The organism is Pseudomonas sp. (assembly GCF_017744435.1).
Classification (GTDB): Bacteria; Pseudomonadota; Gammaproteobacteria; order Pseudomonadales; family Pseudomonadaceae; genus Aquipseudomonas.
The window spans coordinates 23,856-49,476 of the sequence record NZ_JAGIBG010000004.1; the positions used below are offsets into that span (position 1 = coordinate 23,856).

Sequence of the window (25,621 nt, forward strand, 5' to 3'; positions counted from 1 at the left end):
AAGCCTAGGCCGGCAAGCGGTGTCGTTTCCGTTTGGATGGCGGAAGTATATAATGCCCCAGTTTTTGTGTGCTCATTCTCCCAGCGAAGGGGAATGTGCATGGGGTGTCGAACAATAGCTCGCGCATCAGAACGCAGCGCGTCCCCCAACCCTGTCAGGTCGTTTCGCATGGCGAAATGGCTGCTAGCTGTCGGTATGTTCCTGCCGTTTTTCAGCGCACAGGCTACACAGGATCCCGAGGCGTTGTACAACCGCACGTGTGCGGCCTGTCACGCCGGGCAGTTGCCACAGGCACCCAAGAAGGGTGACCCGGCAGCTTGGGAGCCAAGGCTGGCGCAAGGCATGGAGCAACTGGTGGTGCATGTTACCCAGGGTTTCAAGGCTATGCCGCCGCGTGGATTGTGCATGGACTGCAGTGCCGAGGACTACCGTTTGGTCATCCTTTGGATGAGCGGCAGTCCCGATACATAACATTTCACCCTTAGCCGTGTTGGATTAGCTGATGAACAAACTAGTCGTGAGTCTGCTGTTGACCCTGGGTGTCGCAGGTGCGGCCACTGCTGCGGAACCCATCAAAGGCGATGCCGCCGCTGGCCAGGCCAAGACTGCCGTCTGTGGCGCCTGCCACAACCCGGACGGCAACAGCCTGGCGCCGAACTTCCCGAAACTGGCTGGCCAAGGCCAGCGCTATCTGGAAAAGCAACTGCACGACATCAAGTCGGGCAAGCGCACCGTGCTGGAAATGACCGGCATGCTGGCCAATTTCAGTGACCAGGACCTGGCCGATATCGCCGCCTGGTTCTCCAGCCAGAAAGGCAGCGTTGGTGCCGCCGATCCCAAGCTGGTCGAACGCGGCCGCGCGCTGTTCAATGGCGGCAATCTTGAGAAAGGCATGCCTGCCTGTACCGGTTGCCACTCGCCGAACGGCGCAGGTATCGCCCTCGCCGGCTTCCCGCACCTGGGCGGCCAGCATTCGCAGTACGTGACCAAGCAGCTCACCGACTTCCGCGAAGGCAACCGCACCAACGACGGCGATGCGATGACCATGCGCACCATCGCCGGCAAGCTGAGCAACCATGAGATCGAAGCACTGGCCAGCTACATCCAGGGCCTGCATTAACATTCGGTTAATGCTGCAACGCTAAAGATGAAAGGGCGGCGCAGACCGCCCTTTTTTCTGTCCGCAGCCGTTACACTACAGAACTCGGGCCCTTCGCCACCGGTCACAGCACGGTCGCGTCGAGGCGACCAATGAATGCTCAGGAGTAAAGCATGCGTAAACTGATTCTCAGCGCCGCGCTGGTCGCTGCCAGCGTCTTCGGTATGACTGCCGTCCAGGCCGCAGAGCCTGCCACTGCCGGCAAGGAATACATCGAGCTGAGCAACCCTGTTCCGGTATCCCAGCCAGGCAAGATCGAAGTGGTCGAGCTGTTCTGGTATGGCTGCCCTCACTGCTATCACTTCGAGCCAACCATCAACCCATGGGTCGAGAAGCTGCCCAAGGACGTCAACTTCAAGCGCGTACCGGCCATGTTCGGCGGCCCGTGGGACGCCCACGGCCAAATGTTCCTGACCCTCGAAGCCATGGGCGTCGAGCACAAGGTTCATGCCGCGGTGTTCGACGCCATCCAGAACCAGCACAAGCGCCTGACCGATCCGAAAGACATGGCCGACTTCCTCGCTACCCAGGGCGTCGACAAGGACAAGTTCCTCGCCACCTTCAACTCGTTCGCCATCAAGGGCCAGGTCAACCAGGCCAAGGAACTGGCGAAGAAGTACGAAATCACTGGTGTACCGAGCATGGTGGTCAACGGCAAGTACCGCTTCGACCTGGGTACCGCCGGCGGCCCGGACGGCGTGCTGGACGTTGCCGACCAGCTGATCGCCAAGGAGCGCGCCGCTAAGTAAGCGGCGTACCCCATGCCCCGCTTCAGAACTACGCGTGGCATTGGCCTGCACCAGCCGCAGGTCAACGAGCATCACCTGCAGGCCCCTGGCCTGCCCGAGGATGGTCGTCTGCGGCTGCTCAGCTTCAACATCCAGGTGGGTATCAGTACCGAGCGCTACCGGCATTACCTGACCCGCAGCTGGCAGCACCTGCTGCCGCACACCGGGCGGGCCGGTAACCTGCAGAAAATCGGTCAGTTGCTCAACGACTTCGACCTGGTGGCCCTGCAGGAGGCCGATGGCGGCAGCCTGCGCTCAGGCTACGTCAACCAGGTGGAGCATCTGGCTCAGCTGGGTTCCTTCCCTTACTGGTACCAGCAGCTCAATCGCAACCTCGGGCGTTTTGCCCAGCACAGCAATGGTGTGCTCAGCCGCCTCAAGCCGCAACTCCTCGAAGATCACCCGCTGCCCGGCCCGGCTGGCCGTGGTGCGATCCTGGTGCGTTTCGGCGAAGGTGAGGATGCGCTGATCGTGGTCATGATGCACCTGGCCCTGGGTGCCAAGACTCGCGCCCTGCAACTGGGCTACATTCGCGAATTAATCGGCGGCTACCGCCACCAGGTCCTCATGGGCGACATGAACACCCATGCCACCGACCTGCTCGAGCATTCGCCCCTTCGTGATCTGGGCCTGATCGCACCGCAGGTCGAAGCCACCTTCCCCAGCTGGCGCCCGCAGCGCTGCCTGGACCACATCCTGCTCAGCCCGAGCCTGACCCTGGAGCGGGTCGAGGTGCTGGCACAGCCAATTTCCGACCATCTTCCCGTTGCGGTAGAGATCCGATTGCCTGATGCACTGACTGTGGATACGCTGCCGGTCTTGAGCTAGATCAGCTAAAGCGCGGCAAGCCCTCAAGTGTTCGAGGGGCGCGCCGACAGCGTGTAATTACACAGCCCACAGATGCATTACCCGTCGCGGATCCAGGCATGACCGAAGAAGCCGAGCGCTGGAAAGAAAAATACCTTAAAAGCATCGAGCAGCAGGAAAAGCTCGAACGTCGCTGGGACGCGCGCCTTGACCTGCTGCGCCGTGGCCTGGTGCGTAGCACCCTGGCGGCCGAAGGCAGCGACAAGGTCGTCGACCAGTGCATGAAGGAAATGCGAGAGGTCATCCGCAGCGACAACATGGACGCTGGCCTGGCCGGGTTGATCCCGCGTCTGGAAAAGGCGGTGCTGGACTCCGAGCAGCGCCGGGAAACCCGCATGAATCAGGTCAGTGACGCCCTGAACGCGCTGGTCACCCAGCTTCAAGGCTTGCCGCTGCCCGGTGAAGTGGCCCGGCCACTGAAAAAGCTGGCGAAGAAGCTCGATGGTGGGGTCGCCCAGTCACGTGAGTTGCCGCCTCTGCTGGGTGAGCTCAGTGGCCTGCAAGGTCGAGCCCTGTCATCCCTGAGCAAGCCGGCTGACGAGGCCCGGCCGGGCTTCCTGCAGCGCCTGTTCGGTAACCACGACAGCGAGCCCCAGCCAGAGGCCGCTCGGTCTGCGCAACCTGCGCCTGAAATTGCGCCGGCCGAAACCCAGCCGCAACCGGATGGGCCTGTGCTGGTGGACTTGCCGCCGCGTGATGCGGACGAGCTGCAACCGTTGGCTGCCGCCGCGCCTGCCCCGGAGCCAGAGGAAGCTGCGCATGCTGCCCAGCCGGAGTTGATTGCAGAGCCACATGCCGTTGAACAACCGGTAGTGGTCGAGCCTGAAGCTGAGCCGCCAGCAGATGAAGCGCCCGAGCTGCAGGAGCAGCCTGAGCAGCCGACGGCCCCGGTGCCGACGACACTCGAAGAAGTATTCGGTGAGGACGGCCCCTACTCCCTTCCCGATGCGGTGGAGCCGCCTTACAGCCAGGTCGCCGCGCACATCGAACAGACCCTGATCGGCCTGCTGGACGACCTCAGCCTGCCAGAGCGCCACAAGGCTCAGGCCCTGGAAATGCGCGAGCGGGTGGCACGCGGGCTGAACTGGTATGAACTGATTCCGGTCCTCGATGACCTCGCCGTGCTCATGCTGGCGATCACCGATAGCGGGCAGCACGAATTCGAGACCTACCTGCAGCAGCTCAACGAACGCCTCGACAGCTTCCAGAGCCACCTGCACGAAGCCAGCGCCGGCCATGCCGACAACAGTTCCGCCGCGCGCGAGCTGGACAGCCAGCTGCGCGAACAGGTCGATGGCCTGCAAAGCAGCGTGCAGGGCGCCGTGGATGTGGACAGCCTCAAGCACATCCTGGAGAACCGCCTGGAAACACTGCTTGGCACCATGGACGAGCACCAGCACGAGCGTGATCGCCGCGAGCAGGAACTTGCCGGGCGCCTGCAGGGCCTGGCCGAGCGGGTCGCCAGCATGGAGCAGGAAGCGCTTGGCTATCGTGAACACCTGGAGGAACAGCGGCAGAAGGCGTTGATCGACCCGCTGACGGGCTTGCCCAATCGCGCGGCCTGGACCGAGCAGGTCGAGCGCGAAATGCTCGACTGGCAGGAAAGCGGCGGTCACCTGGCCATGGCCATCCTCGACCTGGACCACTTCAAGCGTATCAATGACAGTTACGGCCACCTGGCCGGTGACAAGGTACTGAAGATCGTTGCCGACCAGCTGCGCAAGCGCCTGCGCGCACGGGACTTCATCGCCCGGTTCGGCGGCGAAGAGTTCGTGCTGTTGCTGCCGCAGACGTCTCCTGAAGCCGCCGCTCAGGTTGCCGAAGCGCTACGCGCGGCGATCGAGGCCTGCCCGTTCCATTTCAAGGGCGAACGCGTGGTCATCACCACATCCATCGGCTTGAGTGCCTTCCGCTCCGGCGAGCGTGGCGACCAGGTGCTCAAGCGCGCCGATGCGGCGTTGTATCGCGCCAAGGACCAAGGCCGAAACCGCGTGCTGTCGGCGTAAATAGATACCTCATCCAGGCCCCGTCTGATCCTGAAAATGACCCCCCGCCTACCTGTTATTCAGGCCGGCAAAGTCGATCAGACCGGAGTAGAAAGATGAAGATGAGTAATGGTCTCGTGATGCTCGCCTTGGGCGCGGCTTTCCAGGGTGCCGCCTTTGCCAATGATGACCTGCTGACGGCCCATGTGTCGGCAGATGGCAAGGTGCTCAGGCAGTGGCCGCAGTGGATTACCGAAGTCGATCACCAGCCGCAGAAAAATTACTTCAGCCAGTACACGCTGAAGCTGAACAAGCGAATCGTGCACAAGGACCCGGGCTTTTGCAGTGTTTCGCCAATCGATGTCAGCACTTATGAGCGGCAATTGCATGGGCAGGCGAAGGTGATTGGCAAGCCTTTGGCCGAGAAGGTCAATGTGATGACCCAACTGGTCGACCAGCAGAAAGCGAGCGGTGACAACTCGCTGGAGTTTCTGGTGATGTGCAGCCGTTGACATTACGGCGGTAGAAGCACCGAAACCGGAGGAGCACGTTATACTGTAGCACTGTCGTCAATGTCCCTAACTATGTGCTCCTCTGCCATGAAAACGCTTTTTGCCGGGCTTTTGCTACTCATTCTTGCCGGATGCTCGACCGGCCTGCGCATCGACCGCAACCACCCTTCTGCCAATCAGGACAGCCGAATCCAGTTCGTCGTGCTGCATTACACCAACGCGTCGCTGGAGCGCTCGCTGGCATTGCTGACCCATGGCGAAGTCAGCGCCCACTACCTGATCGGCGACGGCCCGGGCACGGTCTACCAGCTGGTCGACGAGAACCGCCGCGCTTGGCATGCCGGTGACAGCCAGTGGCAGGGGCGCACCTGGTTGAACTCCAGCTCCATCGGCATCGAAATCGTCAACCCGGGGTTCGACGATACTGCCAAGGGCCGCGTCTGGTACCCCTACAGCGAGGCGCAGATCCAGTCGCTGATCGCTTTGCTCAAGGACATCGTCAAGCGTAACAACATCGAGCCGCGGCACATCATCGGGCACAGCGACATCGCCCCGGCGCGCAAGCTCGACCCTGGCCCGTTGTTCCCCTGGAAGCGCCTGGCGGATGCAGGCCTCGGCGTCTGGCCTGAAGCCAATGCCGTGGCGCGTCAGCAGGCTTACTTCAACGTCAACCCACCGACCATTGGCTGGTACCAGCAGGAACTGGCGCGCTTTGGCTATGCCATCGAGCAGACCGGGCAGCTGGATGTCGCCACGCGGAACGTTATCGCCGCCTTCCAGATGCACTTCCGCCCGCAGCGTTTCGACGGCATGCCGGACGCGCAGACCGCAGCCATGCTATCGGTGCTCAACCGCATGCGTTAAGGCGAATTGCATTCGGGCGCCAAACGGCAAAGCCGATTCTCATTCCAGTTGCTATACCTTGTTAATCAACTGGATGCTGCCCATGTCTGCCCTGATTTCTGCATTGCGCCAATTTTTTTACCGCCCCTGGATGCTGGCCTCCCTGGCAGCGTTGGCCAGTGCCGCGGTATTGCTGACCGCCAGCATTGGCATTGCGCTGCAGCAGATGAAGGAAAGCGAGAGCGCGCAGATGAACGCCCAGGGCGAGCGCTTTCTCGACCGCCTGGAGCAGGTGTTCGGCCAGTTGCGCGAGGGCGTCGACGAACTGCAGGCGCAGTCGCTGCGCGGCTGCAACCCGGCGATGATCTCGGTGTTGCAACAGGTCGGCCTGGGTTCGCGCTTCATCTATGAAGCGGCTTATGTGGATGCCAATGTCGCCTGCTCCAACCGGGGCGGGGCAAGGGCTTTCGTGCCAACGCGCGCGCCGGATATCCAGGGCCCGACCTACAGCTACTGGCTCAATACCACCACTGAACCCAACGAAAACCTCGCGGCCTTGATGCTGGCGCGGGGTAATTTCCTGGTTTCCACCTCACGTGGGCACCTGACCGACGTGGTCGACTTGCCACCGGGCGGCAGCTTGCTGGTGGTGCTGGATAACGGTACCCGTGCAATCCCTGTGCTGGGCCCGCCCCAGGCTTGGCCGCCGACCAGTAGCTGGCCACCGCCCAGCCAGAAGTCCTTGTTCGAGTTACGCGATCGGCTGGTCTACCGCATGCCGACCAAGTCGCCGGACTACCAGCTGGTGCTGATCGCACCGCGGGCCAGCCTGCCATTGCGCATGAACGGCATGCTCTGGCTGCTGTTCCCGGGCAGTGTGCTGGCGGCCTGCTGTATCGGCTGGCTGGTGCTGCAGCTGATCCTGCAGCGGCGCTCGATGAGTTCCGAACTGCAGAATGCCCTGCGCCGGGGCGAGCTGCAGGTGTTGTATCAGCCGATCATCGAGCTCGACAGCCGTCGCTGTGTCGGTGCCGAGGCCCTGGTGCGCTGGCGCCGCCCGGACGGTTCGCTGACCAGCCCGGACTTGTTCATTCCACTGGCGGAAAACACCGGGCAGATCCGCCAGATCACCGATTTCGTGCTGCAACGCGTGCTTGAGCAGCTGGGCCAGCTGCTGCGCTCGCATCGCAATCTTTACATCTCGGTGAACCTGGCGGCCTGCGATGTGATGGTGCCGCGCATTGGCCGGGTGGCAGCGCGGCTGCTGGCGCTGCACCGCGTCGCTGCCAGCCAGATTGCCTTTGAAGTCACCGAGCGCGGGCTGATCGACGTGGTGGTGGCGCGGGATAACCTGCAAGCCCTGCGTGCGGTCGGGCATCAGGTGCTGATCGATGATTTCGGCACGGGCTATTGCAGCCTGGCCTACCTGCAGACCTTGCCGGTGGACTGCCTGAAGATCGACAAGGCATTCATCGACGCCCTGGGGCACGACGCCGCCAGCAGCGGTGTGGCGCCACACATCATTCGCATGGCCCATGACCTGCACCTGCGGGTGATTGCCGAGGGCATCGAGTGCGAGGCGCAGGCGGTGCTGCTCAACAGCGAGGGGGTGAATTACGGGCAGGGCTGGTTGTTTGCCCATCCGCTGAATGCCCGGCAGTTCGCCGAACTGGTGACCCGTGGCCGGCAACCACGACGGGCGCGGATCGATGATGAGCCCTGAGTGCGGAAAAAGTCAGACTGGCAGGGCCATGTAGAACTGTGTGCCCTGCCCTGGCCGGGAAAACACCCCCATACGCCCGCCATGCAACTGCACGATCTCCTTGCACAGCGCCAGCCCCAACCCGGCGCCACCTTTCTTGCGCCCCACCTGTACGAACGGTTCGAAGATCCGCCCCTGCTGCCCGTAGGCAATGCCTTCACCATTGTCCTCGACACTGATGATCACCCGCTCCGCATGCCGCCGTGCATGCAGGCGGATGCGCCCGCCACTGGCGGTATGGCGAATGGCGTTGTGCAGCAGGTTGTCCAGCACCCGGTCGAGTTGCACTACGTCGGCCTGGATGCGTGGCAGCGGTGGCTCCAGGGCCTTGATCAGCTCGATCTGCTTGTTGGCGGCCTGTTCGCTGAAGCGTGCTTGCGCCCTGTCGAGCAGTTCGTCGATGGCGCAGGGGGCAAGCTCGAGCTTCTGCAGGCCGCTCTGGTAGCGCGAGAAGTTGAGCAGGTCGTTGATCAGTTGGGTCAGGCGCTGCATTTCCTCGCCGATGGTCTCCAGCAGATCGCTCTCGCGAGCTTCGGGCGGAAACTTCAACCGCTCGCGCAGCAGGCCGAATGCCATGTGCATGCCCGTGACGGGTGTGCGCAATTCATGGGAAGCACGTAGCACGAACTCACTGCGCACACGTTCGAAGGCTCGTTGCTCGGTGACATCGTGCAATACCATCACCGCACCCAGAATCGGCCCTTGCGGATGGCTGACAGGGGTCAGGCTGTAGGTCAGCAGGCGGGACTCTTCATCGACCTCGATGCTAAGGTCTTCCGGTGGCCGATCCAGGCTGCCGCCGCGCAGTACCTGGCGCAGCTGTTGCTCTAGCTCCGGGCGCTGCAGGGCGTCGGCCAGGCCACTGCCGACCCGGCTGTCGTTCCAGCCCAGCTGCCGCTGGGCGACCGGGTTGAGGTGCTCGAGGTGCCCTTGGCGGTCGATGATCAGCAAACCATCGTCGATGCTGTCGAGCACGGCCTGCAGACGCTGCTGGCCAGCCAGCAGTTCATCGACATTGGTTGCCTGGTGCTTGCGCAGGGCGTCGGCCATCAGCCCGAAGCGGCGGGTCAGCTGGTTCAGCTCGATGGCCTGGGTGACCGGCAAGGTGATTTCGAAGTCACCCTGGCCGAGCTGGTCGGCGGCCTTGGCCAGCGCTTCGATCGGCTGGCCAAAGCGGCGGGCGATGTTGTGCGCGGTGACGAAACCGAGCACTAGCACCACCAGCCCCATCAGGCCGAGTACCCCGCTGACCAGCAAGGCGCGGTCACGGGTGTGCTCTTCGCTGCGGGCCATGAAATCGAGGGCTTGCTTGTGCGAATCGATCAGGTCGGTGCGCACCTGGTTGAATGCCACGCCCAGTGGTTGTTCCATGCCCATGCTGCGGGCCGGCGCCGGGCTGTCGCGGTAAGCCTGGAGGAAGGCCTGGTAGTTGCTGCTGGCCTTGCTGAAGCCGGTGCGTTCACCGCCTTGCGCCAACCCCTGGTTGAGCAGCGCCTGGAAATTGTCCTGCAGGGGCCGCAGGCTGTCCGGGGCGGTGTCTTCGTCCAGCAGCAGTGTCAGTTGCTCACCGAGGTTCTGCCGCAGTTTCAAGCCCACTTCCAGCGCAAGGGTGGTTTCGCGCACCGACTGTTGTTGCACCGTGGCCATCTGCAGCACGCTCACCAACCCCAGCAACAGGCCCAGCAGGGCCACGGTCACCAGGGCCGAGATGCTGAGGAACAGCCGCGTGCGCAGCTTCATCGGCAGCTTCACAGGTTGTACTGCTTGCGCTTGCGGTAGAGCGTGGAGGCGTCGATGCCGAGGGTCTTGGCGGCCTGGTCGAGGGTGTCGCTGGTGGCCAGCACGGCGCCGATGTGCGCGCGTTCCAGCTCGTCCAGGCTCATGGCTGCGCCTACCCGAGGTGCATTGCCTGTCGGTTGTTCGCCCATTCCCAGGTGGCTGATTTCCACGCGCTCCTGGGGGCAGATGATGCTGGCGCGTTCGATCACGTTGCGCAGTTCGCGAATGTTGCCCGGCCAGCGGTAGTTGAGCAGCGCGCTGCGTGCCTCGTCGCTGAAGCCACGGGCCGGGCGGGAGTATTCCTTGACGAAGCGGGCCAGGAAACGGTCGGCCAGGGTCAGGATGTCCTCGCTGCGCTCGCGCAGCGGCGGCAGGTGCAGGGTAATGACGTTGAGGCGGTACAGCAGGTCTTCGCGGAAGCGGTTCTCGCGCACCATGTCGTCAAGGTTGAGGTTGGTCGCGGCAAGAATGCGCACGTCGGCGCGGCGGGTGACCGGGTCGCCTACCCGCTCGTATTCCTTGTCCTGGATGAAGCGCAGCAGCTTGGGCTGCAAGGTCAGGGGGAAATCGCCGATTTCATCGAGGAACAGCGTGCCGCCATCCGCCTGGTTGACCCGGCCCAGGGTGCTCTCGCTGGCGCCGGTAAACGCCCCGCGGGTATGGCCGAACAATTCGCTCTCCATCAGCTCGGCGTTCAGCGACGGGCAGTTGATGGTCACGCAGGCCTTGCGTGCCCGCTTGCTCCAGCCGTGGATGGCACGGGCCAGCTCGCCCTTGCCGGTGCCCGACTCACCCAGAATGAGGATGTTGGCATCGGTGGTGGCGACCTGGCGGGCGGTTTCCAGCACGGCCATCATCGCCGGGCTGTGCGAGTCGAGGCCGTCCTTGGGCTTGCGCACTTCGCCTTCGAGGGCCTCCAGGCGCGCCGACAGTTGACGGACTTCCAGCTGCTTGGCGGTGGCCAGGCGCAACTGGTCGGGGCTGCAGGGCTTGACCAGGTAATCGGCGGCACCGGCCTGGATGGCATCGACGGCGGTGTCGATCGCCGAATGTGCGGTGACGATCACCACGCGCATCCAGGGTGCCTGGATACGCATCTGTGCCAGCACATCGAGACCGTTGTCCTCGCCCAGGCGCAGGTCGAGGAAGCACAGGTCGAACACCTGGCGCTGCAGCAAGGCATCAGCCTGTGCGGCGCTGTTGGCCGTGGCCACGCTGTAGCCTTCGTCTTCCAGGCAGTAGCGGAAGGTGCGCAGGATCGCGGACTCGTCATCCACCAGCAGAATGCGGCCTTGGTTGTCCTGGGCTGATTCCATTTCCTGCGCTCCTTCGGGTAGATCTTCAATTAGTGTGGGGAAAATCGGGCAAGTTGCACGGTCAATTGTGAAGGAATCGGTCCTTTGCATGCTAGCCAATGGCCAAGTCGTACCGTGACGCCGGATATCTCGATGATTTTCTTAGAGCAGCGCGCTGGCACATTGGTTGCGATGATTTTCAGCTTTTGCCAACTAAAAGGAGGTACACCCGTGTCCCCTGTCATCCGAATGGCCGTGTTGGCGGCCTCCCTGTTGTCCGTTTGCACACCCGCCTCGGCCGACCCGGTTCAGGACGCCCGCCTGGAGGGCTCGCTGCAAACCGCGCTGGCCCTCAACCAGGTGCTCAACCCGTTCCGCATCAAGGTCGAGGTCGATGGCAAGCGGGCTCGCCTTTCCGGTGAAGTCGAGAACGGCGTCGAGCGCGACTTGGCCGAGCAGGTGGCCCTGGCCACGCGGGGAGTCGAGCAGGTCGACAACCAGCTGCGGGTCAATGCCGCACTGGTCGAGCGCCCGCTGGAGCTGCGTGCCTACGCCCAGCGGCTGGAAGATGTGACCTTAGCGGCTGTGATCCGCGCCCGATTGCTGTGGAGCAAGGCCACGGAAAAATCACCTATCGAAGTGCAAAGCCAAGACGGTGTGGTGACCTTGCGTGGAAAAGTCGACAGTGCCGAGGCCAAGGAGCTGGCAGGCGTGGTGGCGCGCACCACCGACGGCGTGCACCTGGTCAACAACCTCGTCAGCATGGATACCGCAGCCATGGCGCAGGCAAGGGAAACCCCCATTGAGGCTTCGAGCGGCCGGCAGCCGAGTGATGGCTGGGTGATCGACAAGATTCAGACCAGCTTCCGCTTCAGCCGCAATCTGGACGGCCTGAACATCAAGGTTGCCAGCGAACAAGGCATGGTCCGGCTGACCGGTGAAGTGGTCAGCAGCGAGCAGAAGAGCATCGCCGTGGATATCGCCAGGCAGATCATCGGGGTGCGGGGTGTCGACGCTGATTTGCTTAAAGTGGCGACCAAGGTTGAGGGCTGAATCGTGCAATTCGCACGACGCCATCAGGTACATCGTGCAGGATACGTCCTCAGCGGCATTGTGTATCGCTGTTAACTAATTGATTTGTAGGCATTTTATTTTATTTGATGGGCTGGCATGCAGGCTGCAATTACTAGTTCAGGTTTGAACAGAAAAATTACAGCAGGAGAAGCCGGCATGAACCGCCCATCCGTCAACCGCTCGCTGAATGCCGCACTGCCTGTGCGCCAGTTGTTGATCCTTGGCATGGCGTTGCTGCTGACCTTGGCCGCTGGCCTCTTCTATTACAGCTGGCAGACCGCGCGCCTGGCCGATCAGGTGGCAGCGCAAACCGCGCTGCTGACGCAGATTCAGGCAAGCCGCGCCAACACCCTGGTAAAAGCCGCCGAACCCGTCGGGCAGCGGCCTGCCGCCAATACCTCACCGGCCACTGTGGATAACGTCGCGCCCCAGCAGCGCTGGGTGTTCTGAGACGCTGGCCGGACCGATTTCAAAAAAAGAAAGGAGAAGCATCATGCTTAGCTGGGCTGTCACTTTCCTCATCATCGCCATTGTTGCCGCTGTGCTTGGCTTCGGTGGTATCGCTGGCGCCGCTACGGGTATCGCGAAGATCCTGTTCATTGTCTTCCTGGTCCTGTTCGTAGCCTCCTTCTTCTTTGGACGTGGTCGAGGTTGAAGATGACCAGGAAGCTATACGCAGCCCTGGCTGCTGCTGCCTTGATGTCGGGCGGTAGTGCAGCGGTGCTGGCGGCCAATGATGGCCAGGTCCGGGTCGAGCAGTTGCTCGGCTCGGACCCCGAATACCGGGAAACCTGGCAAGACACGATCAAGGGCGAGGAACGCTTGCCTGATTGGGTGATCAACCTGAGCGGCAGCGGCCAGGAGCAGATGTCTGCCGTCACTGAAGACGGCGACAAGTATCTGGTCGGCCCGCTGTGCGAGTCGCCGCAGAACTGCACCTACAAACGTCTGATCGTGGCGTTCAGCTGGGACAAGGACGACGCCTACGGAATGCTGGTGGAAGTGCCCGAGGGTTTGCCGAGTGACAAGTCGCCAACCCGCCATGCGCAGTACCGCTGGCTGGGCAAACCGGACGACGGCATGAAGGCGATGTTGCAGGAGCAACTGAAGCGTGATCCGAAGTGGTACTGACCAGCGGTCGCGCGCTGTCATGTAATGGAAGCGGAACCTTTCTATCTTTCTCGCTTCTATGATGCGCCGCCCCGAGGAGGGGCAGCGCATGACCAGGGGGCCGGGCTGTTCTGATTGTTGCAGGATCGGAGTGGCCTAGGGGTACAGGGAGTACCTCCAGCATTGGGCCGGGTCAGGCAAAGGCAGAATCGGAAGCTTCAGGTCGGGGGTGTCTGACAAACACCGCAACCGGGCCTGGCTTCCGAGGCGCCATATCCCCCTTTTGCTGATTCCTTTCAGGTCCTGACCTCCAAGACACATTTTGTCTTGACCGTACATCAATTTTTTTTCGTCCGGTACAGGGGGCGCGCAAGTGCCATTTCGGCCATTCGGATTGTCGAACAAGCCGTTTTCATCCCCGCCTACATACCGCCAAAACTGCCGAAATATGGCGGTTTGGTCTTGTTCGGATTTCCGAACGTTATAAATCAATGACTTACGTGCGGCGTATTTTGACCTGAATGACTATGCCGTATCGGCATGGGGTATGCGTTTCCGGCATTAGATTTCAGCCTTGCCCATCGCAATAGTTGCCGCCTTTTTCGCTGGCCCGAGCGCCCTGTCGCTCGCTCGCGGTGTCCTTACACGAGGTCTCCGGACGGAAGCCAAAAGCTCCCCGTGACGTTGCCAACGGCTTTGTTACGCGCTTTTCCGGTCGGTACCCGTGACCACTAGAACAAAGGGTAAAGACATGAAGAAGGCAAAACTGAGCCTCGCCTGGCAGATCGTCATCGGTCTGCTCCTGGGCGTTGCAGTCGGCGCGCTGCTGAACCACTTCAGCGCGGAAAAGGCCTGGTGGATCAGCAACGTCCTCCAGCCCGCCGGTGACATCTTCATTCGCCTGATCAAGATGATCGTCGTCCCGATCGTGATTTCGTCGCTGATCGTGGGTATCGCCGGGGTTGGCGATGCGAAGAAACTGGGCAGCATCGGCCTGAAGACCATCCTCTACTTCGAGGTGGTGACCACCATCGCCATCGTTGTCGGCCTGGTGTTGGCCAACCTGTTCCACCCGGGCGCCGGCATCGACATGAGCACCCTGGGTACCGTCGACATCTCCAAGTACCAGGCCACCGCGGCCGAAGTGCAGCATGAGCACGCGTTCATCGAGACCCTGCTCAACCTGATCCCGTCGAACATCTTCGCAGCGCTGATGCGTGGCGAAATGCTGCCGATCATCTTCTTCTCGGTGATGTTCGGCCTCGGCCTGTCGAGCCTGCAGGCCGACCTGCGCGAGCCGCTGGTGCGTACCTTCCAGGCTGTGTCGGAAACCATGTTCAAGGTCACCCACATGATCATGAACTACGCCCCGATCGGTGTGTTTGCCCTGATCGCCGTGACCGTTGCCAACTTCGGCTTCAGCTCGCTGCTGCCGCTGGCCAAGCTGGTGCTGCTGGTGTACTTCGCCATCGCCTTCTTCGCCTTCATGGTGCTGGGCCTGGTGGCGCGCCTGTTCGGCTTCTCGGTGATCAAGATCATGCGCATCATGAAAGATGAGCTGATCCTCGCCTACTCCACCTCCAGCTCCGAGACCGTGCTGCCGCGCGTGATCGAGAAGATGGAGAAGTACGGTGCGCCGAAGTCGATCTGCTCGTTCGTGGTACCGACCGGCTACTCGTTCAACCTCGACGGTTCGACCCTGTACCAGAGCATCGCGGCCATCTTCATCGCCCAGCTGTACGGCATCGACCTGTCCTGGAGCCAGCAGCTGCTGCTGGTGCTGACCCTGATGGTCACCTCCAAAGGCATCGCCGGCGTACCGGGCGTGTCCTTCGTGGTGCTGCTGGCGACCCTGGGCAGCGTGGGCATTCCGCTGGAAGGCCTGGCCTTCATCGCCGGTGTCGACCGCATCATGGACATGGCGCGTACCGCCCTGAACGTGATCGGCAACGCCCTGGCAGCCTTGGTGATTGCGCGTTGGGAAGGCATGTACGACGCCGCCAAGGGCGAGCAGTACTACGCCTCGCTGATGGCGGACAAGCAGGAAGCTGCCTTGGTTGGCGAAGCCGCCAAGCGCTGAGCCTGAACGGCTGAACCAGAAAGCCCCGACTTGTCGGGGCTTTTTGTTGCCTGTGGATTTGTCCGGTCTGCTGGCCGGTTCGCGATCTCTGTGGGAGCGGGCTTGTCCCGCGAACACCGGCGAAGCCGGTGCCATACACCGCGTTGCCTGCTTCGCGGGACAAGCCCGCTCCCACAAGGTCCGCCGTCAGGTCAGGGGGCTCCAGCCAGGCGCCGCGATACGCTATGATTCGGGCATTTTTCAGGGGGAACACACGGATGCTCAACGGCCTTTGGCTCGGCTTTTTCCTGGTGGCGGCCGTTTCCGCACTGGCCCAATGGCTGGTCGGTGGCAATGCTGGCATCTTCGCCGCGATGGTCGAGAGCATCTTCGCCATGGCCAAGCTCTCGGTGGAGGTCATGGTCCTGCTGTTTGGCACCCTGACCCTGTGGCTGGGTTTCCTCAAGATCGCCGAAAAGGCCGGCATCGTCGAATGGCTGGCCAAGGTGCTCGGGCCGCTGTTCGCCCGCCTGATGCCGGAAGTGCCGCCCGGCCACCCGGCTCTGGGCCTGATCACCATGAACTTTGCCGCCAACGGCCTGGGCCTGGACAACGCCGCCACGCCGATCGGCCTCAAGGCCATGCGCGCGCTGCAGGAGCTCAACCCCAGCAGCACCACGGCCAGCAACGCGCAGATCCTGTTCCTGGTGCTCAATGCCTCGTCGCTGACCCTGCTGCCGGTGACCATCTTCATGTACCGCGCCCAGCAAGGCGCCACTGACCCCACCCTGGTGTTCCTGCCGATCCTGCTGGCGACCAGTGCCTCGACCCTGGTCGGCCTGCTGTCGGTGGCAGTGATGCAGCGCCTGCGCCTGTGGGACCCGGTGGTGCTCGCCTACCTGATCCCCGGCGCGCTGCTGCTGGGTGGCTTCATGGCTTTCCTGGGCACCCTGTCGGCCGCAGCGTTGGCCAGCCTGTCGTCGATCCTCGGCAACCTGACTTTGTTTGGGGTGATCATCCTGTTCCTGGTGATCGGCGCGCTGAAGCGGGTGCAGGTGTACGAAGCCTTCGTCGAGGGTGCCAAGGAAGGTTTCGATGTGGCCAAGAGCCTGCTGCCCTACCTGGTGGCGATGCTGGTCGCGGTGGGCGTGCTGCGCGCTTCGGGCGCACTCGAACTGGCCCTGGATGGCATTCGCCACATGGTCAACTGGATGGGCCTGGACACCCGCTTCGTCGAGGGCCTGCCCACCGCGCTGGTCAAGCCGTTCTCCGGCAGCGCGGCGCGGGCCATGTTGATCGAAACCATGCAGACCCACGGCGTCGACAGCTTCCCTGCCTTGGTGGCCGCGACCATTCAGGGCAGCACCGAAACCACCTTCTACGTGGTGGCGGTGTATTTCGGCGCAGTCGGCATCCAGCGAGTGCGCCACGCCGTCGGCTGTGCCTTGCTGGCCGAGCTGTCCGGCGTGATCGCCGCGATCTGCGTCTGCTACTGGTTCTTCGCCTGAGCCTGCTTCTGAGCCTGGCCGCTTTGCGCCACGGTCCAGTTCACCACCTGCCCGGCCAGCTGATCGCTGGCCGCGCCGAAACCGGCGACCACGGCTGACACCTGGGTATCAGCCAGTGGCTGGCGCACTTCGAAGCGCCTGCTGCTGAGGATGCGCTGGCTGCGGCCTTGCACCAGGCGTGCGTCGTAGCGAATCACCACTTCCACCTTGCCCCCTGGCTGATATTCGCTCTGGAATGCCTGCAGCTCGCCGCTCAGCTCGTAGTCGGCCTGCAGGTTGCTGTCGTCAGCGCTCAGCCGCTGCACCCGGCCGTCACGCTGGAAACCATCGAGCAGGCGGTTGCGCACCAGCAACGGCACCGGGTCGCTCCAGCGGGCACCCTTGTAGCTGCTGATCACATCGCCTTGAGGAATCACGGCGATACGTGGCCCGGCCAGCACTTCGCTGGCCAGCGGTTTGTTCAGGCGCAACGACCAGTCCACCGGGCTGGCGCTATGGCTAGATTGGTTGACTGGCAAGCGGTAGGTATCCACCGGCTCGCTCTGCGGCAGGATCGAGCAGGCGCTGGCCAGGCTCAGGGTGGTTGCCAGGGCCAGCAGGCGCAGCGATGGGGTCATGGCTGGAACTCCTTGTTGTTGTCACGGCCCAGCAGGTAGCCGCTCGGGTCGGCCTCCAGGCGCCGGGAAATGCCCTTGAGCGAGTTGAGGGTTTCGCGCAGCTCACGGATGGCCGGAGACAGCTGGTTGAGCCCTTGGGCGCCGTCGTCGATGGACTGGCGGTTGTCCTGCAGCAGGCTGTTGAGGGTCGCGGCGCTTTCGGCCAGCGACTGCATGGCCTGCTCGGCGCTGCCGATGGCCTGCTTGCCCTGGGTGCCGAGCAAGCCGTTGGCGTTGCGCATCAGTGCCTGGGTTTCGGCCAGGGTGGCGTTGGCCTGTTTGCCGACCTGGGCCAGCTGGGCGATTGCCTCGCTGACACCGCCGTTCTGGTTGGCGAAGGCGCTTGTAGTCTGGTCGAGGTTGGCCAGGGTGTTGCTCAGGTGCTCGATGTTGCTGTCCGAGAACATCTGCGTGGCGTTGTGCAGCAGCAGGTTGATGTTGGTCACCAGGTCGCTGCTGTCGTTGAGCAGGCGCGAGATCGGCGACGGCGAGGCGACGATCACCGGCAGCTTGCCGTCCTTGCCCTTGAGCTCCGGGCTGTGCGGCGTGCCGCCGGTGAGCTGGATGAACGAGTTGCCGGTGACCCCGGCCAGGGTCAGCTTGGCCTGGGTATCTTCCTTGACCGGGGTATCACCGCTCAGGCGCACACGGGCCAGCACCCGGCGCGGGTCCTTCGGGTCCAGGCGCAGACTGGTGACATCGCCGACCTTGATGCCGTTGTATTGCACCGGGCTGCCGCGGGACAGGCCCGAGACCGCTTCGTTGAAGATCACTTCGTAGTCCTTGAAGGCGTCGTCGACGCTGGACTTGGTCAGCCACAGGCCGAACAGCATGGCGCCGGCCACCACCAGGACGGTGACCAGGCCAATCAGGACGTGATGAGCTCGGGTTTCCATTGTTCAGCGCTCCTGCCCGGCGCTGGCGGCGGCGTTTTCGGCTGCGCGCCCGCGTGGGCCGTGAAAGTATTCGTGGATCCAGGGGTCGTCGGTCTGCTCGACCTCGGCCAGGGGGCCGGCGACCAGTACCTTCTTCTGTGACAACACGGCGACGCGATCGGTGATGGTGTAGAGGGTGTCGAGATCGTGGGTGATCAGGAACACGCTCAGGCCCAGGGCATCGCGCAGGGTCAGGATCAGCTGGTCGAAGGCGGCGGCGCCGATCGGGTCGAGGCCGGCAGTGGGTTCGTCGAGGAACAGGATGTCCGGGTCCAGCGCCAGGGCGCGTGCCAGGGCTGCGCGCTTGATCATGCCGCCGGAGAGCGATGCGGGGTACTTGTCGGCGGCGGAGATCGGCAGGCCGGCCAAGGCCAGCTTGACCCCAGCCAGGTGCTCGGCATCGGCGCGCGACAGGCCGGCATGCTCGATCAGCGGCAGGGCGACGTTTTCGGTGACGGTCAGCGACGAGAACAGCGCGCCTTTCTGGAACAGCACGCCAAAGCGGCGCTCGACCTGTGAACGTTGTTCCTCGCGCAAACCGGCCAGGTCTTCACCGAACACCTTGACCTGCCCCTCGTTGGGGCGGCGCAGGCCGATGATGCTGCGCAGCAGCACCGACTTGCCGCTCCCCGACCCGCCGACCACCGCGAGGATTTCGCCGCGGTACAGGTCGAGGTCGAGGTCCTTGTGCACCACCTGGCTGCCGAAGCGATTGCAGATGCCCCGCGCCTCGATTACCGCTTCCCGGCCACTCACCAGCCCATCTCCATGCAGAACAGCGCGGCCACCGCATCCAGCACGATGACCACGAAAATCGATTGCACCACGCTGGAGGTGGTGTGGGCACCGACCGATTCGGCGCTGCCGCTGACCTTGAAGCCTTCGAGGCAGCCGATGGCGGCGATCAGGAAGGCGAAGACCGGCGCCTTGGCCAGGCCGACCAGGAAGTGCTGCACACCGATGTCGCTTTGCAGCAGCGACAGGAACATCGCCGGCGAGATGCCCAGTGTCAGGGCGCAAACCACCGCACCCCCGACGATGCCGCAGATCATCGCGACAAAGGTCAGCAACGGCAGCGAGATCAGCAGCGCCAGTACTCGCGGCACCACCAGCAGTTCGATCGGGTTGAGGCCCAGGGTGCGGATGGCGTCGATCTCTTCGTTGGCCTTCATCGAGCCGATCTGTGCGGTGAAGGCACTGGCGGTGCGCCCGGCCATGAGGATGGCGGTCAGCAGCACGGCGAATTCACGCAGGAATGAAAAGGCCACCAGGTCGACGGTGAACACCGTTGCACCAAAATTGGCCAGCACCGTGGCACCGAGGAAGGCCACCACTGCGCCCACCAGGAAGGTCAGCAAGGCGATGATGGGGGCGGCGTCCAGCCCGGTCTGCTCGATGTGCGCGATCACCGGGGTGACGCGCCAGCGGTGTGGCTGCAGCAGGCGGCGCAGCAGGGTCTCGATGATCAGGCCGAGGAAGCCGAGCAGCTGCATGGTGTCCTGCCACAGCGTGCCGACCGCACAACCGATGCGTTCCAGCAGCACCAGCAACACGTTGCGCTCGGGCTCCTTGATCGGGATGCAGTAGTCCTGCACCGAGCAGTAGACATTCTTGAGCAGGGCGCGGCTGGCGTCAGGCAGGCCGTTGGTGCAGTGCGAGAGGCGCTCGGAGCCGAGCAGCTCGGCCAGCAGCGAGGCACCGGCGGTGTCCAGGCGGCCCAGCTGGCTGAGGTCGACGACGGTATCGGCGCCGTACTGCGTGCGCAGGCGTTCGCTGTCGCGCCTGAGGCTGGCGTAGTGGGCCAGGGTCCAGTCACCGGCAATCCGCAGGCAGGCCGGCTGGCAGCTGGTGTCCAGGGTGGCGCTGGGGGTGGTCATAGGCTCCATGCATCCGGCTGGGCTAGAGGCTGATCATAGCGCAGCGGGCATGGAGCGGTTTGTTGAATGTGTGCTGTCCTTCGCCAATGTCACGGCGCGGGCGCGTCGTCCACCACCTTGAAGCGCAGCACACCGATCACCTGGCCATCCTCGGTCAGCACCCGCACCTGCCACTTGCCCACCGGGTTGGGCGGGAAGTTCTGCTTGTGGGTCCAGGCACGGTAGCCTTCCTTGCGCCCGCCATGGATGTCCAGGGCGATGCGATCGACTTCCTGGCCGTCCTTCTGCCACACGTGGTAGATGCGCTCGTCCAGGCCTCGTGGTGCGTTGATCGCGGTGTAGGCGTACAGGCCATTGCTGCGAATGCGGCTGGCGGCAATCTCCTCAAGCGACTCGCCGGGCTGGCGATTCAGCACTTCGGTGCTGACCGCCACGTCGGTCATCCACAGCGTTGCCGGTGGTACCCACGAACGCAGCAACCAGCCACTACCGCCCACCGCCAGGGTAACCAGCACCAGTGCCACGCCGCGGCGCCAGGTGGTGACCGGGAAGCTGCTGAGCAGGCTCGGGAACGACAGCGCCATGGCGGCAATCAACGCCAGCTTGAAGCTCTGTGCAGTGGTCAGGTGCAGGATGATCGGCAGCGCGGTGAGCAGCGCGGCGAACAGCGTCAGGGTGTGCATCGCGAGGAACAGCCAGCGCCGTGGCGCCAGCCACTTGTAGTACAGCGGGTCGATGATCGAGATGAGCCCGGCGGCGCCAAGCAGGCCGGTGAACACCAGCTGGCCGCTGTTCCAGGTGGTGGTGATGAAGAAGAACGGCAAGACGAAGAACAGGCTTTCCTGGTGGATCATCTGCGTCGCGTAGCGCAGCAGCGGCTGCGGGATCTCGCGCTTGAAGGTGCGCGCGAACAGGCCGGTCAGGGTGTTTTCCAGCATCAGCCAGACCCAGCTGACCAGCATGATGATGGCGATCCAGCTGGCCAGGCTGGCCTGGCGGTCGACCAGGATGAAGCTGCCGATGCCGGAGAGAAAACCTCCGAGTGCGATGACGCCGGGGTAGCGTTTGAGCAGCTCGATGACGCGCTGGACGAAGTGGGGTATTGGAGGCATGGGTCTACAACGAGATTATGAGGTGGCTGTGCCGGCCCTTTCGCGGGCAAGCCCGCTCCCACAGGTACTGCGCTGGTTTTAGATCCTGTGCGATACCTGTGGGAGCGGGCTTGCCCCGCGAAAGGGCCGGTACTGGCAAAAGGATACCGCCGATTTACTGCTGCCGTGTAGCACCACTGGGTCGTTGTGGCTTATGTCGCCGCCAGCGCAGCAGCCCCAGCGCCAGTATCAGCCCCAGCAGTAAAGCAACCAGCCCATAGAGCTCGTCATACCCGAGGAACGGCTTCTCGATCCGCAGGTAACCTTGATCTTTGAGCAATTCCTTCAAGGCCGCGTTGGCCTCTTCCAGCGTTACCTGGCGCAACTTGCGCGCCGGGTCGGCAAAGCGGCCGTGGTTGTAGTCATTCAGCGCCCCCCAGTAGTAATCGGCCAGTGCACTGTTGCCCTGGGTGCTCCAGCTTTCCTTGGCCACGGCGGCATCCTTGATGCGGGCGAAGGTATCCGGGTCGAGGCCTTCCTTGCGCAAATGATCGAACAGCTGCTGCATCACCTTCACGGCTGGGTCGATGTCATCGCGCTCAAGGTCGGCATTGAGGCTGAGCATGCCGCTGTCGCCAAAGCTCTCGCGTTGTACCGATGGCCCATACGACAGGCCGTTGCGCAGGCGTAGCTGGTCGTATACGGCCCAGTCGAGGTAGCGCGACAGCAGGTCAAGGGTCTGCTGATGGTCACTGTCCAGGACCGGCTCGATGAACAGCCAGTGCAACTTGACGCTGTCGCCCAGCAGGCCACGGGTCAGGTCGCGGCGCTGCTCGGCCTGTTGGCTGATGGTTTCGAGGGTGCGCCGCTCTTCCGGTTCGGTGGCAGGCAATTCGCCGAAGGTGCGCTCCAGATAGGCCGGCAACAGGCGATCCAGGCCGCCGACCACGATCAGGGTCATGTTGTTGGCGGCGTACCAGTGATCACGCAGGGTTTTCACCTGTTCCAGGGTCATGTCCGCGACATTGGAGCGTTCGGGGCATTTCAGGCCCAGCTCGGTGGCCAGCTGGTCGCTGGCCGGGTGGCCGATGTCCTGGCGGTCGAGCCAGCGCTGCAGGTGGCCATAATGGCCGCCATCCTCGCGCTCGATGATGCGCTTGGCCGTGGCCAGGGCCTTGGCGTCGATGCGTGTGTCGCGGATGATTGCCAGCAACAGGTCGAGCACCTTGCGCTGATTGCGTGCCGGCGCCTCGATCACGAAGGTGGTGTCGGCGCTGCTGGTGTAGGCGTTCCACTCGCCACCCAGGCTCTGCAGGCGTTCTTCCAGGCCGCCTTCACCGGTTTCGTCGATGCCGGTGAACAGCAGGTGTTCGAGCAGGTGCGGCAACTCCTTCTGCTCGCAGTCGAAGTCATCCAGGCCAACGCCCACCACCAGGCGGATCGCCACATGGTCGCGCTCGTAACCGGACTTCAGGATCACCTGCAGGCCGTTGGGCAAAAGGTAACCCTCGACCCGCGAGCGATCGAGGGCAAATGAGGGCAGGCTGCAGATCAGCAGGCAAACGAACATCAGGCAACGCATGGGCGAGCGACAGTCTCCAGGTGTGCGAGATCAGGACAGGTGGGCGTCTTCCGGGACGCTGTCGAGCAGCAGCCCGCCAGTGTCCGAGCCACCCAGTACCACATAGGCACTGCTGCAGAACAAAGAGTTCAACCGCTTCATGTCGGCGATCAGCTCCAAGTGTAGCGAACTCGTCTCGATACTTTGCACTACCTTACGCTGCAAACGGCTGACATGGGCATGCGCCAGTCGCCGTTCCTGGGCGCGGAAGCGACGCTTTTCGCGCAGCAGCAGGCGCGCGCTTTCCGGATCGGCGCTGAGGAACACCGACAGCCCCAGGCGCAGGTTGGCCAGCAGCTGCTCCTGCAGCCCGGTGAGCTCTTCCAGGCCGACCTGGGAAAACTCCCTGCGCTGGCTGGTTTTCTGCTGCTGCACCTTGCGCAGCATGCGTTCGATCAGGTCGCAGGCCAGCTTCAGGTTGATCGCCAGCTCGATGATTTCGGCCCAGCGCCGGTTGTCCTGGTCGCTGAGGTCTTCCCGTGGCATCTGCGCCAGGTACAGCTTGATCGCGCTGTACAGCGCTTCGGCATCCTCACTCAAGGCTCGCACTTGCTGGGGCATGGCGGTGTGGGTCCCGCGCAGGGCGCCGAGCATGGCCTCCAGCAGGCTGTCGACGATGTCGCCCAGGCGCAGGGTTTCACGGGCGGCATTGGCCAGGGCCAGGCTGGGCGTGGTCAGCGCCGAGGCATCGAGATGGCGCGGGCGTATCTGGCCATTGCCAGTCTCGCGTTCGGGCAGCAGCGCATTGCACAGGCGGCCCATGGGTTTGACCGTCGGCAGCATGATCAGGCAACGCAGGGTGTTGTAGAGCAGGTGGAAACCGATCACCAGCTCCTGCGGGCTGAAGCTCAGGCTGTCCATCCACTCCACCAGTGGGTGCAGCACGGGGATGATCAGCACCAGGCCGATCAGCTTGTACAGCAGGCTGCCCAGGGCCACGCGGCGACCCGCGGCGTTCTGCATGCTGGTGCTGATGAAGGCCAGCAGGCCGCTGCCGATGTTGGCGCCAACCACCAGGCCGATGGCCACCGGCAGGCTGATTACTTCGGCACCGGCCAGGGTGGCAGTGAGCAGCACGGCAGCCAGGCTGGAATACGAAACCATGGCGAACAGCGCGCCGACCAGGGCATCGAGCATGATGTCGCCGGTCAAGGACGCGAACAGCACCTTCACGCCTTGTGCGTGGGTGATCGGCGCTGCCGCCTGCACGATCAGCTGCAGGGCCAGGATGATCAGGCCCAGGCCGATTGCCACGCGGCCCAGTTGCCCGGCGCGGGTCTGCTTGCGTGAGAGGAAGAAGATCACGCCGAGGAACAGCAGCAGTGGCGATAGCCACGACAGGTCGAAGGTCAGCACCCTGGCCATCAGCGCCGTACCCACGTCGGCACCGAGCATGATCGCCAGCGCCGGTGTCATGGCCATCAGGCCCTGGCCGACGAAGGAGGTGACCAGCATGGCGGTGGCGTTGCTGCTTTGCACCACTGCAGTCACTACGATGCCGGCAATGAACGCCAGCGGGCGGCGGTTCATGTTCTGGCTGAGCACGCGGCGCAGGTTGGAGCCGAACACCCTGAGGATGCCGGTACGGACGATATGCGTGCCCCACACCAGCAAGGCCACGGCGGAAAGCAGGTTGAGCAGGGTCAGCATGGTCGAGCCCCCCTTTGTTCTAGGGCTCCAGCAACGGAGCCAAATTGTGTGAAGCCGTAAGCCTGGCCCGGGGGTGGGTGTTTTGATCCAGTGCTTACTCAAGCTTTAGTTGTTTTGCGGACCTCGCGCCAGCTTGGCACGCTCTGCAAGTATTTGAAATGTTTGTGTCATGAAAGCCGGTACATGAAAAAGGGCCCCGAAGGGCCCTATTTGCTGCGCGTCCTGATCTTATTGACCTGGAATGTCCTTGCGCAGTTTCACTGGCTCATGTTCCTTGCCCTGCTTGCGCGCCATGGCGGTGCGCATGCGGATGTTGATCGCCTCCACGGCCAGCGAGAAGGCCATGGCGAAGTAGACATAGCCCTTCGGTACGTGCACGTCGAAAGATTCGGCAATCAGCACGGTACCGACGACGATCAGGAAGGAAAGTGCGAGCATCTTCAGCGACGGGTGCTTGTCGATGAAGTCGCTGATGGCACCGGCGCAGGCCATCATCACCAGCACTGCGACGACGATGGCGGCAATCATCACCGGTACGTGCGAGACCATGCCGACGGCGGTGATCACCGAGTCCAGCGAAAACACGATGTCGATGATGGCGATCTGAATGATGGTGTAGAAGAACTTGCCGCCAGCCCCCTTGGGTTCGTCTGCGCTCTCTTCCTCGCCTTCCAGGCCGTGGTAGATCTCTTGCGAGCTTTTCCACAGCAGGAACAGGCCGCCGCAGAACAGGATCAGGTCACGGCCGGAGATACCCTGGCCGAATACCACGAACAGGTCGGCGGTCAGGCGCATGACCCAGGTGATCGACAGCAGCAGCATGATGCGGGTGACCATGGCCAGGGCCAGGCCGAAGATTCGGGTGCGTGGCTGCATGTGCTTGGGCATGCGGCTGACCAGGATCGAGATCATGATGATGTTGTCGATCCCGAGGACGATCTCAAGCGCTGTGAGGGTAAAAAAGGCAACCCAGATTTCCGGGCTGGTCAGCCATTCCATGTGTATTCCTTCAAACGATAAAGGCGATGCACCCCTTCAGGGGCGCATCGC

The 25,621-nt window shown here is 63.2% G+C and carries 24 protein-coding genes; 14 read left to right on the plus strand and 10 right to left on the minus strand.

Going from position 1 to position 25,621, the window contains the following annotated elements; all coding sequences use genetic code 11:
• Positions 1-168: 168 nt before the first annotated feature.
• From J7573_RS04305 to J7573_RS04340, 8 genes are all read left to right on the plus strand, one after another.
• A complete protein-coding gene (locus J7573_RS04305; protein ID WP_027917189.1) occupies positions 169-471 on the plus strand; it encodes a c-type cytochrome in 303 nt (100 codons plus the stop codon).
• Between the two features lie 31 nt (positions 472-502).
• On the plus strand, positions 503-1,120 hold the full coding sequence (locus J7573_RS04310) for a c-type cytochrome (RefSeq protein WP_079230207.1): 618 nt from the start codon (positions 503-505) through the stop codon (positions 1,118-1,120).
• 152 nt (positions 1,121-1,272) lie between these two features.
• Positions 1,273-1,908: a thiol:disulfide interchange protein DsbA gene (gene dsbA / locus J7573_RS04315; RefSeq protein ID WP_110639518.1), complete on the plus strand. Its 636-nt coding sequence runs from the start codon at positions 1,273-1,275 to the stop codon at positions 1,906-1,908.
• 12 nt (positions 1,909-1,920) lie between these two features.
• On the plus strand, positions 1,921-2,775 hold the full coding sequence (locus tag J7573_RS04320; RefSeq protein WP_110639519.1) for an endonuclease/exonuclease/phosphatase family protein: 855 nt from the start codon (positions 1,921-1,923) through the stop codon (positions 2,773-2,775).
• Between the two features lie 98 nt (positions 2,776-2,873).
• Positions 2,874-4,820: a diguanylate cyclase gene (locus tag J7573_RS04325; RefSeq protein ID WP_294326070.1), complete on the plus strand. Its 1,947-nt coding sequence runs from the start codon at positions 2,874-2,876 to the stop codon at positions 4,818-4,820.
• A gap of 101 nt (positions 4,821-4,921) precedes the next feature.
• Positions 4,922-5,311 (plus strand): hypothetical protein, encoded by a 390-nt coding sequence (locus J7573_RS04330; RefSeq protein WP_294326072.1) that lies wholly within the window; start codon positions 4,922-4,924, stop codon positions 5,309-5,311.
• Between the two features lie 87 nt (positions 5,312-5,398).
• Complete coding sequence (locus J7573_RS04335) at positions 5,399-6,175, plus strand: N-acetylmuramoyl-L-alanine amidase (RefSeq protein ID WP_294326074.1); 777 nt, start codon at positions 5,399-5,401, stop codon at positions 6,173-6,175.
• Positions 6,176-6,257: 82 nt separating this feature from the next.
• Entirely contained in the window at positions 6,258-7,877 is a 1,620-nt protein-coding gene (locus J7573_RS04340; RefSeq protein ID WP_294326075.1) for an EAL domain-containing protein, read from the plus strand.
• 12 nt (positions 7,878-7,889) lie between these two features.
• On the opposite strand, the gene J7573_RS04345 is transcribed toward J7573_RS04340, so the two are convergent.
• Positions 7,890-9,668, minus strand: a complete 1,779-nt coding sequence (locus J7573_RS04345; protein ID WP_294326079.1) for a KinB sensor domain-containing domain — start codon at positions 9,666-9,668, stop codon at positions 7,890-7,892.
• Positions 9,665-11,011, minus strand: coding sequence for a sigma-54-dependent response regulator transcription factor AlgB (algB, locus tag J7573_RS04350; protein WP_294326081.1), 1,347 nt, complete (start codon positions 11,009-11,011; stop codon positions 9,665-9,667). Before algB ends, J7573_RS04345 begins: the two co-directional genes overlap by 4 nt.
• Positions 11,012-11,239: 228 nt before the next feature.
• Between algB and J7573_RS04355 the strand changes: the two genes are divergently transcribed.
• From J7573_RS04355 to J7573_RS04380, 6 genes are all read left to right on the plus strand, one after another.
• Positions 11,240-12,043 carry a BON domain-containing protein gene (locus tag J7573_RS04355; protein WP_294326830.1) on the plus strand — a complete coding sequence of 268 codons (804 nt, stop codon included), beginning with the start codon at positions 11,240-11,242 and terminating at the stop codon, positions 12,041-12,043.
• A gap of 177 nt (positions 12,044-12,220) precedes the next feature.
• Positions 12,221-12,514, plus strand: coding sequence for a hypothetical protein (locus tag J7573_RS04360; RefSeq protein WP_294326083.1), 294 nt, complete (start codon positions 12,221-12,223; stop codon positions 12,512-12,514).
• A gap of 43 nt (positions 12,515-12,557) precedes the next feature.
• Positions 12,558-12,719, plus strand: coding sequence for a DUF1328 domain-containing protein (locus J7573_RS04365; protein WP_103448315.1), 162 nt, complete (start codon positions 12,558-12,560; stop codon positions 12,717-12,719).
• 2 nt (positions 12,720-12,721) lie between these two features.
• The gene (locus tag J7573_RS04370; RefSeq protein ID WP_294326086.1) at positions 12,722-13,195 is read left to right on the plus strand and encodes an inhibitor of vertebrate lysozyme family protein; all 474 of its coding nucleotides are present in this window, start codon (positions 12,722-12,724) and stop codon (positions 13,193-13,195) included.
• A 730-nt stretch (positions 13,196-13,925) separates the two neighbouring features.
• Positions 13,926-15,254, plus strand: coding sequence for a glutamate/aspartate:proton symporter GltP (gene gltP, locus J7573_RS04375; RefSeq protein ID WP_103448313.1), 1,329 nt, complete (start codon positions 13,926-13,928; stop codon positions 15,252-15,254).
• 257 nt (positions 15,255-15,511) lie between these two features.
• Positions 15,512-16,741 (plus strand): spore maturation protein, encoded by a 1,230-nt coding sequence (locus tag J7573_RS04380; protein ID WP_294326091.1) that lies wholly within the window; start codon positions 15,512-15,514, stop codon positions 16,739-16,741.
• Here J7573_RS04380 and J7573_RS04385 read toward each other — a convergent pair.
• The 8 genes from J7573_RS04385 to J7573_RS04420 form a co-directional block, all read right to left on the minus strand.
• Positions 16,723-17,358 carry an ABC-type transport auxiliary lipoprotein family protein gene (locus J7573_RS04385; protein ID WP_294326093.1) on the minus strand — a complete coding sequence of 212 codons (636 nt, stop codon included), beginning with the start codon at positions 17,356-17,358 and terminating at the stop codon, positions 16,723-16,725. The two genes, J7573_RS04380 and J7573_RS04385, sit on opposite strands and share 19 nt — an antisense overlap.
• Positions 17,355-18,293 (minus strand): MlaD family protein, encoded by a 939-nt coding sequence (locus tag J7573_RS04390; RefSeq protein ID WP_294326095.1) that lies wholly within the window; start codon positions 18,291-18,293, stop codon positions 17,355-17,357. The genes J7573_RS04385 and J7573_RS04390 overlap by 4 nt, the downstream gene beginning before the upstream one ends.
• A gap of 3 nt (positions 18,294-18,296) precedes the next feature.
• Positions 18,297-19,088 carry an ABC transporter ATP-binding protein gene (locus tag J7573_RS04395; RefSeq protein ID WP_294326096.1) on the minus strand — a complete coding sequence of 264 codons (792 nt, stop codon included), beginning with the start codon at positions 19,086-19,088 and terminating at the stop codon, positions 18,297-18,299.
• Positions 19,085-20,218: an MlaE family lipid ABC transporter permease subunit gene (locus tag J7573_RS04400; RefSeq protein ID WP_294326098.1), complete on the minus strand. Its 1,134-nt coding sequence runs from the start codon at positions 20,216-20,218 to the stop codon at positions 19,085-19,087. The genes J7573_RS04395 and J7573_RS04400 overlap by 4 nt, the downstream gene beginning before the upstream one ends.
• Positions 20,219-20,298: 80 nt before the next feature.
• The gene (locus tag J7573_RS04405) at positions 20,299-21,321 is read right to left on the minus strand and encodes a DUF5924 family protein (protein ID WP_294326100.1); all 1,023 of its coding nucleotides are present in this window, start codon (positions 21,319-21,321) and stop codon (positions 20,299-20,301) included.
• Between the two features lie 154 nt (positions 21,322-21,475).
• Positions 21,476-22,882, minus strand: a complete 1,407-nt coding sequence (locus J7573_RS04410) for a pitrilysin family protein (RefSeq protein WP_294326102.1) — start codon at positions 22,880-22,882, stop codon at positions 21,476-21,478.
• A gap of 30 nt (positions 22,883-22,912) precedes the next feature.
• On the minus strand, positions 22,913-24,571 hold the full coding sequence (locus J7573_RS04415) for a Na/Pi cotransporter family protein (RefSeq protein ID WP_294326104.1): 1,659 nt from the start codon (positions 24,569-24,571) through the stop codon (positions 22,913-22,915).
• Between the two features lie 228 nt (positions 24,572-24,799).
• A complete protein-coding gene (locus J7573_RS04420) occupies positions 24,800-25,570 on the minus strand; it encodes a TerC family protein (RefSeq protein WP_294326108.1) in 771 nt (256 codons plus the stop codon).
• Positions 25,571-25,621: the final 51 nt, after the last annotated feature.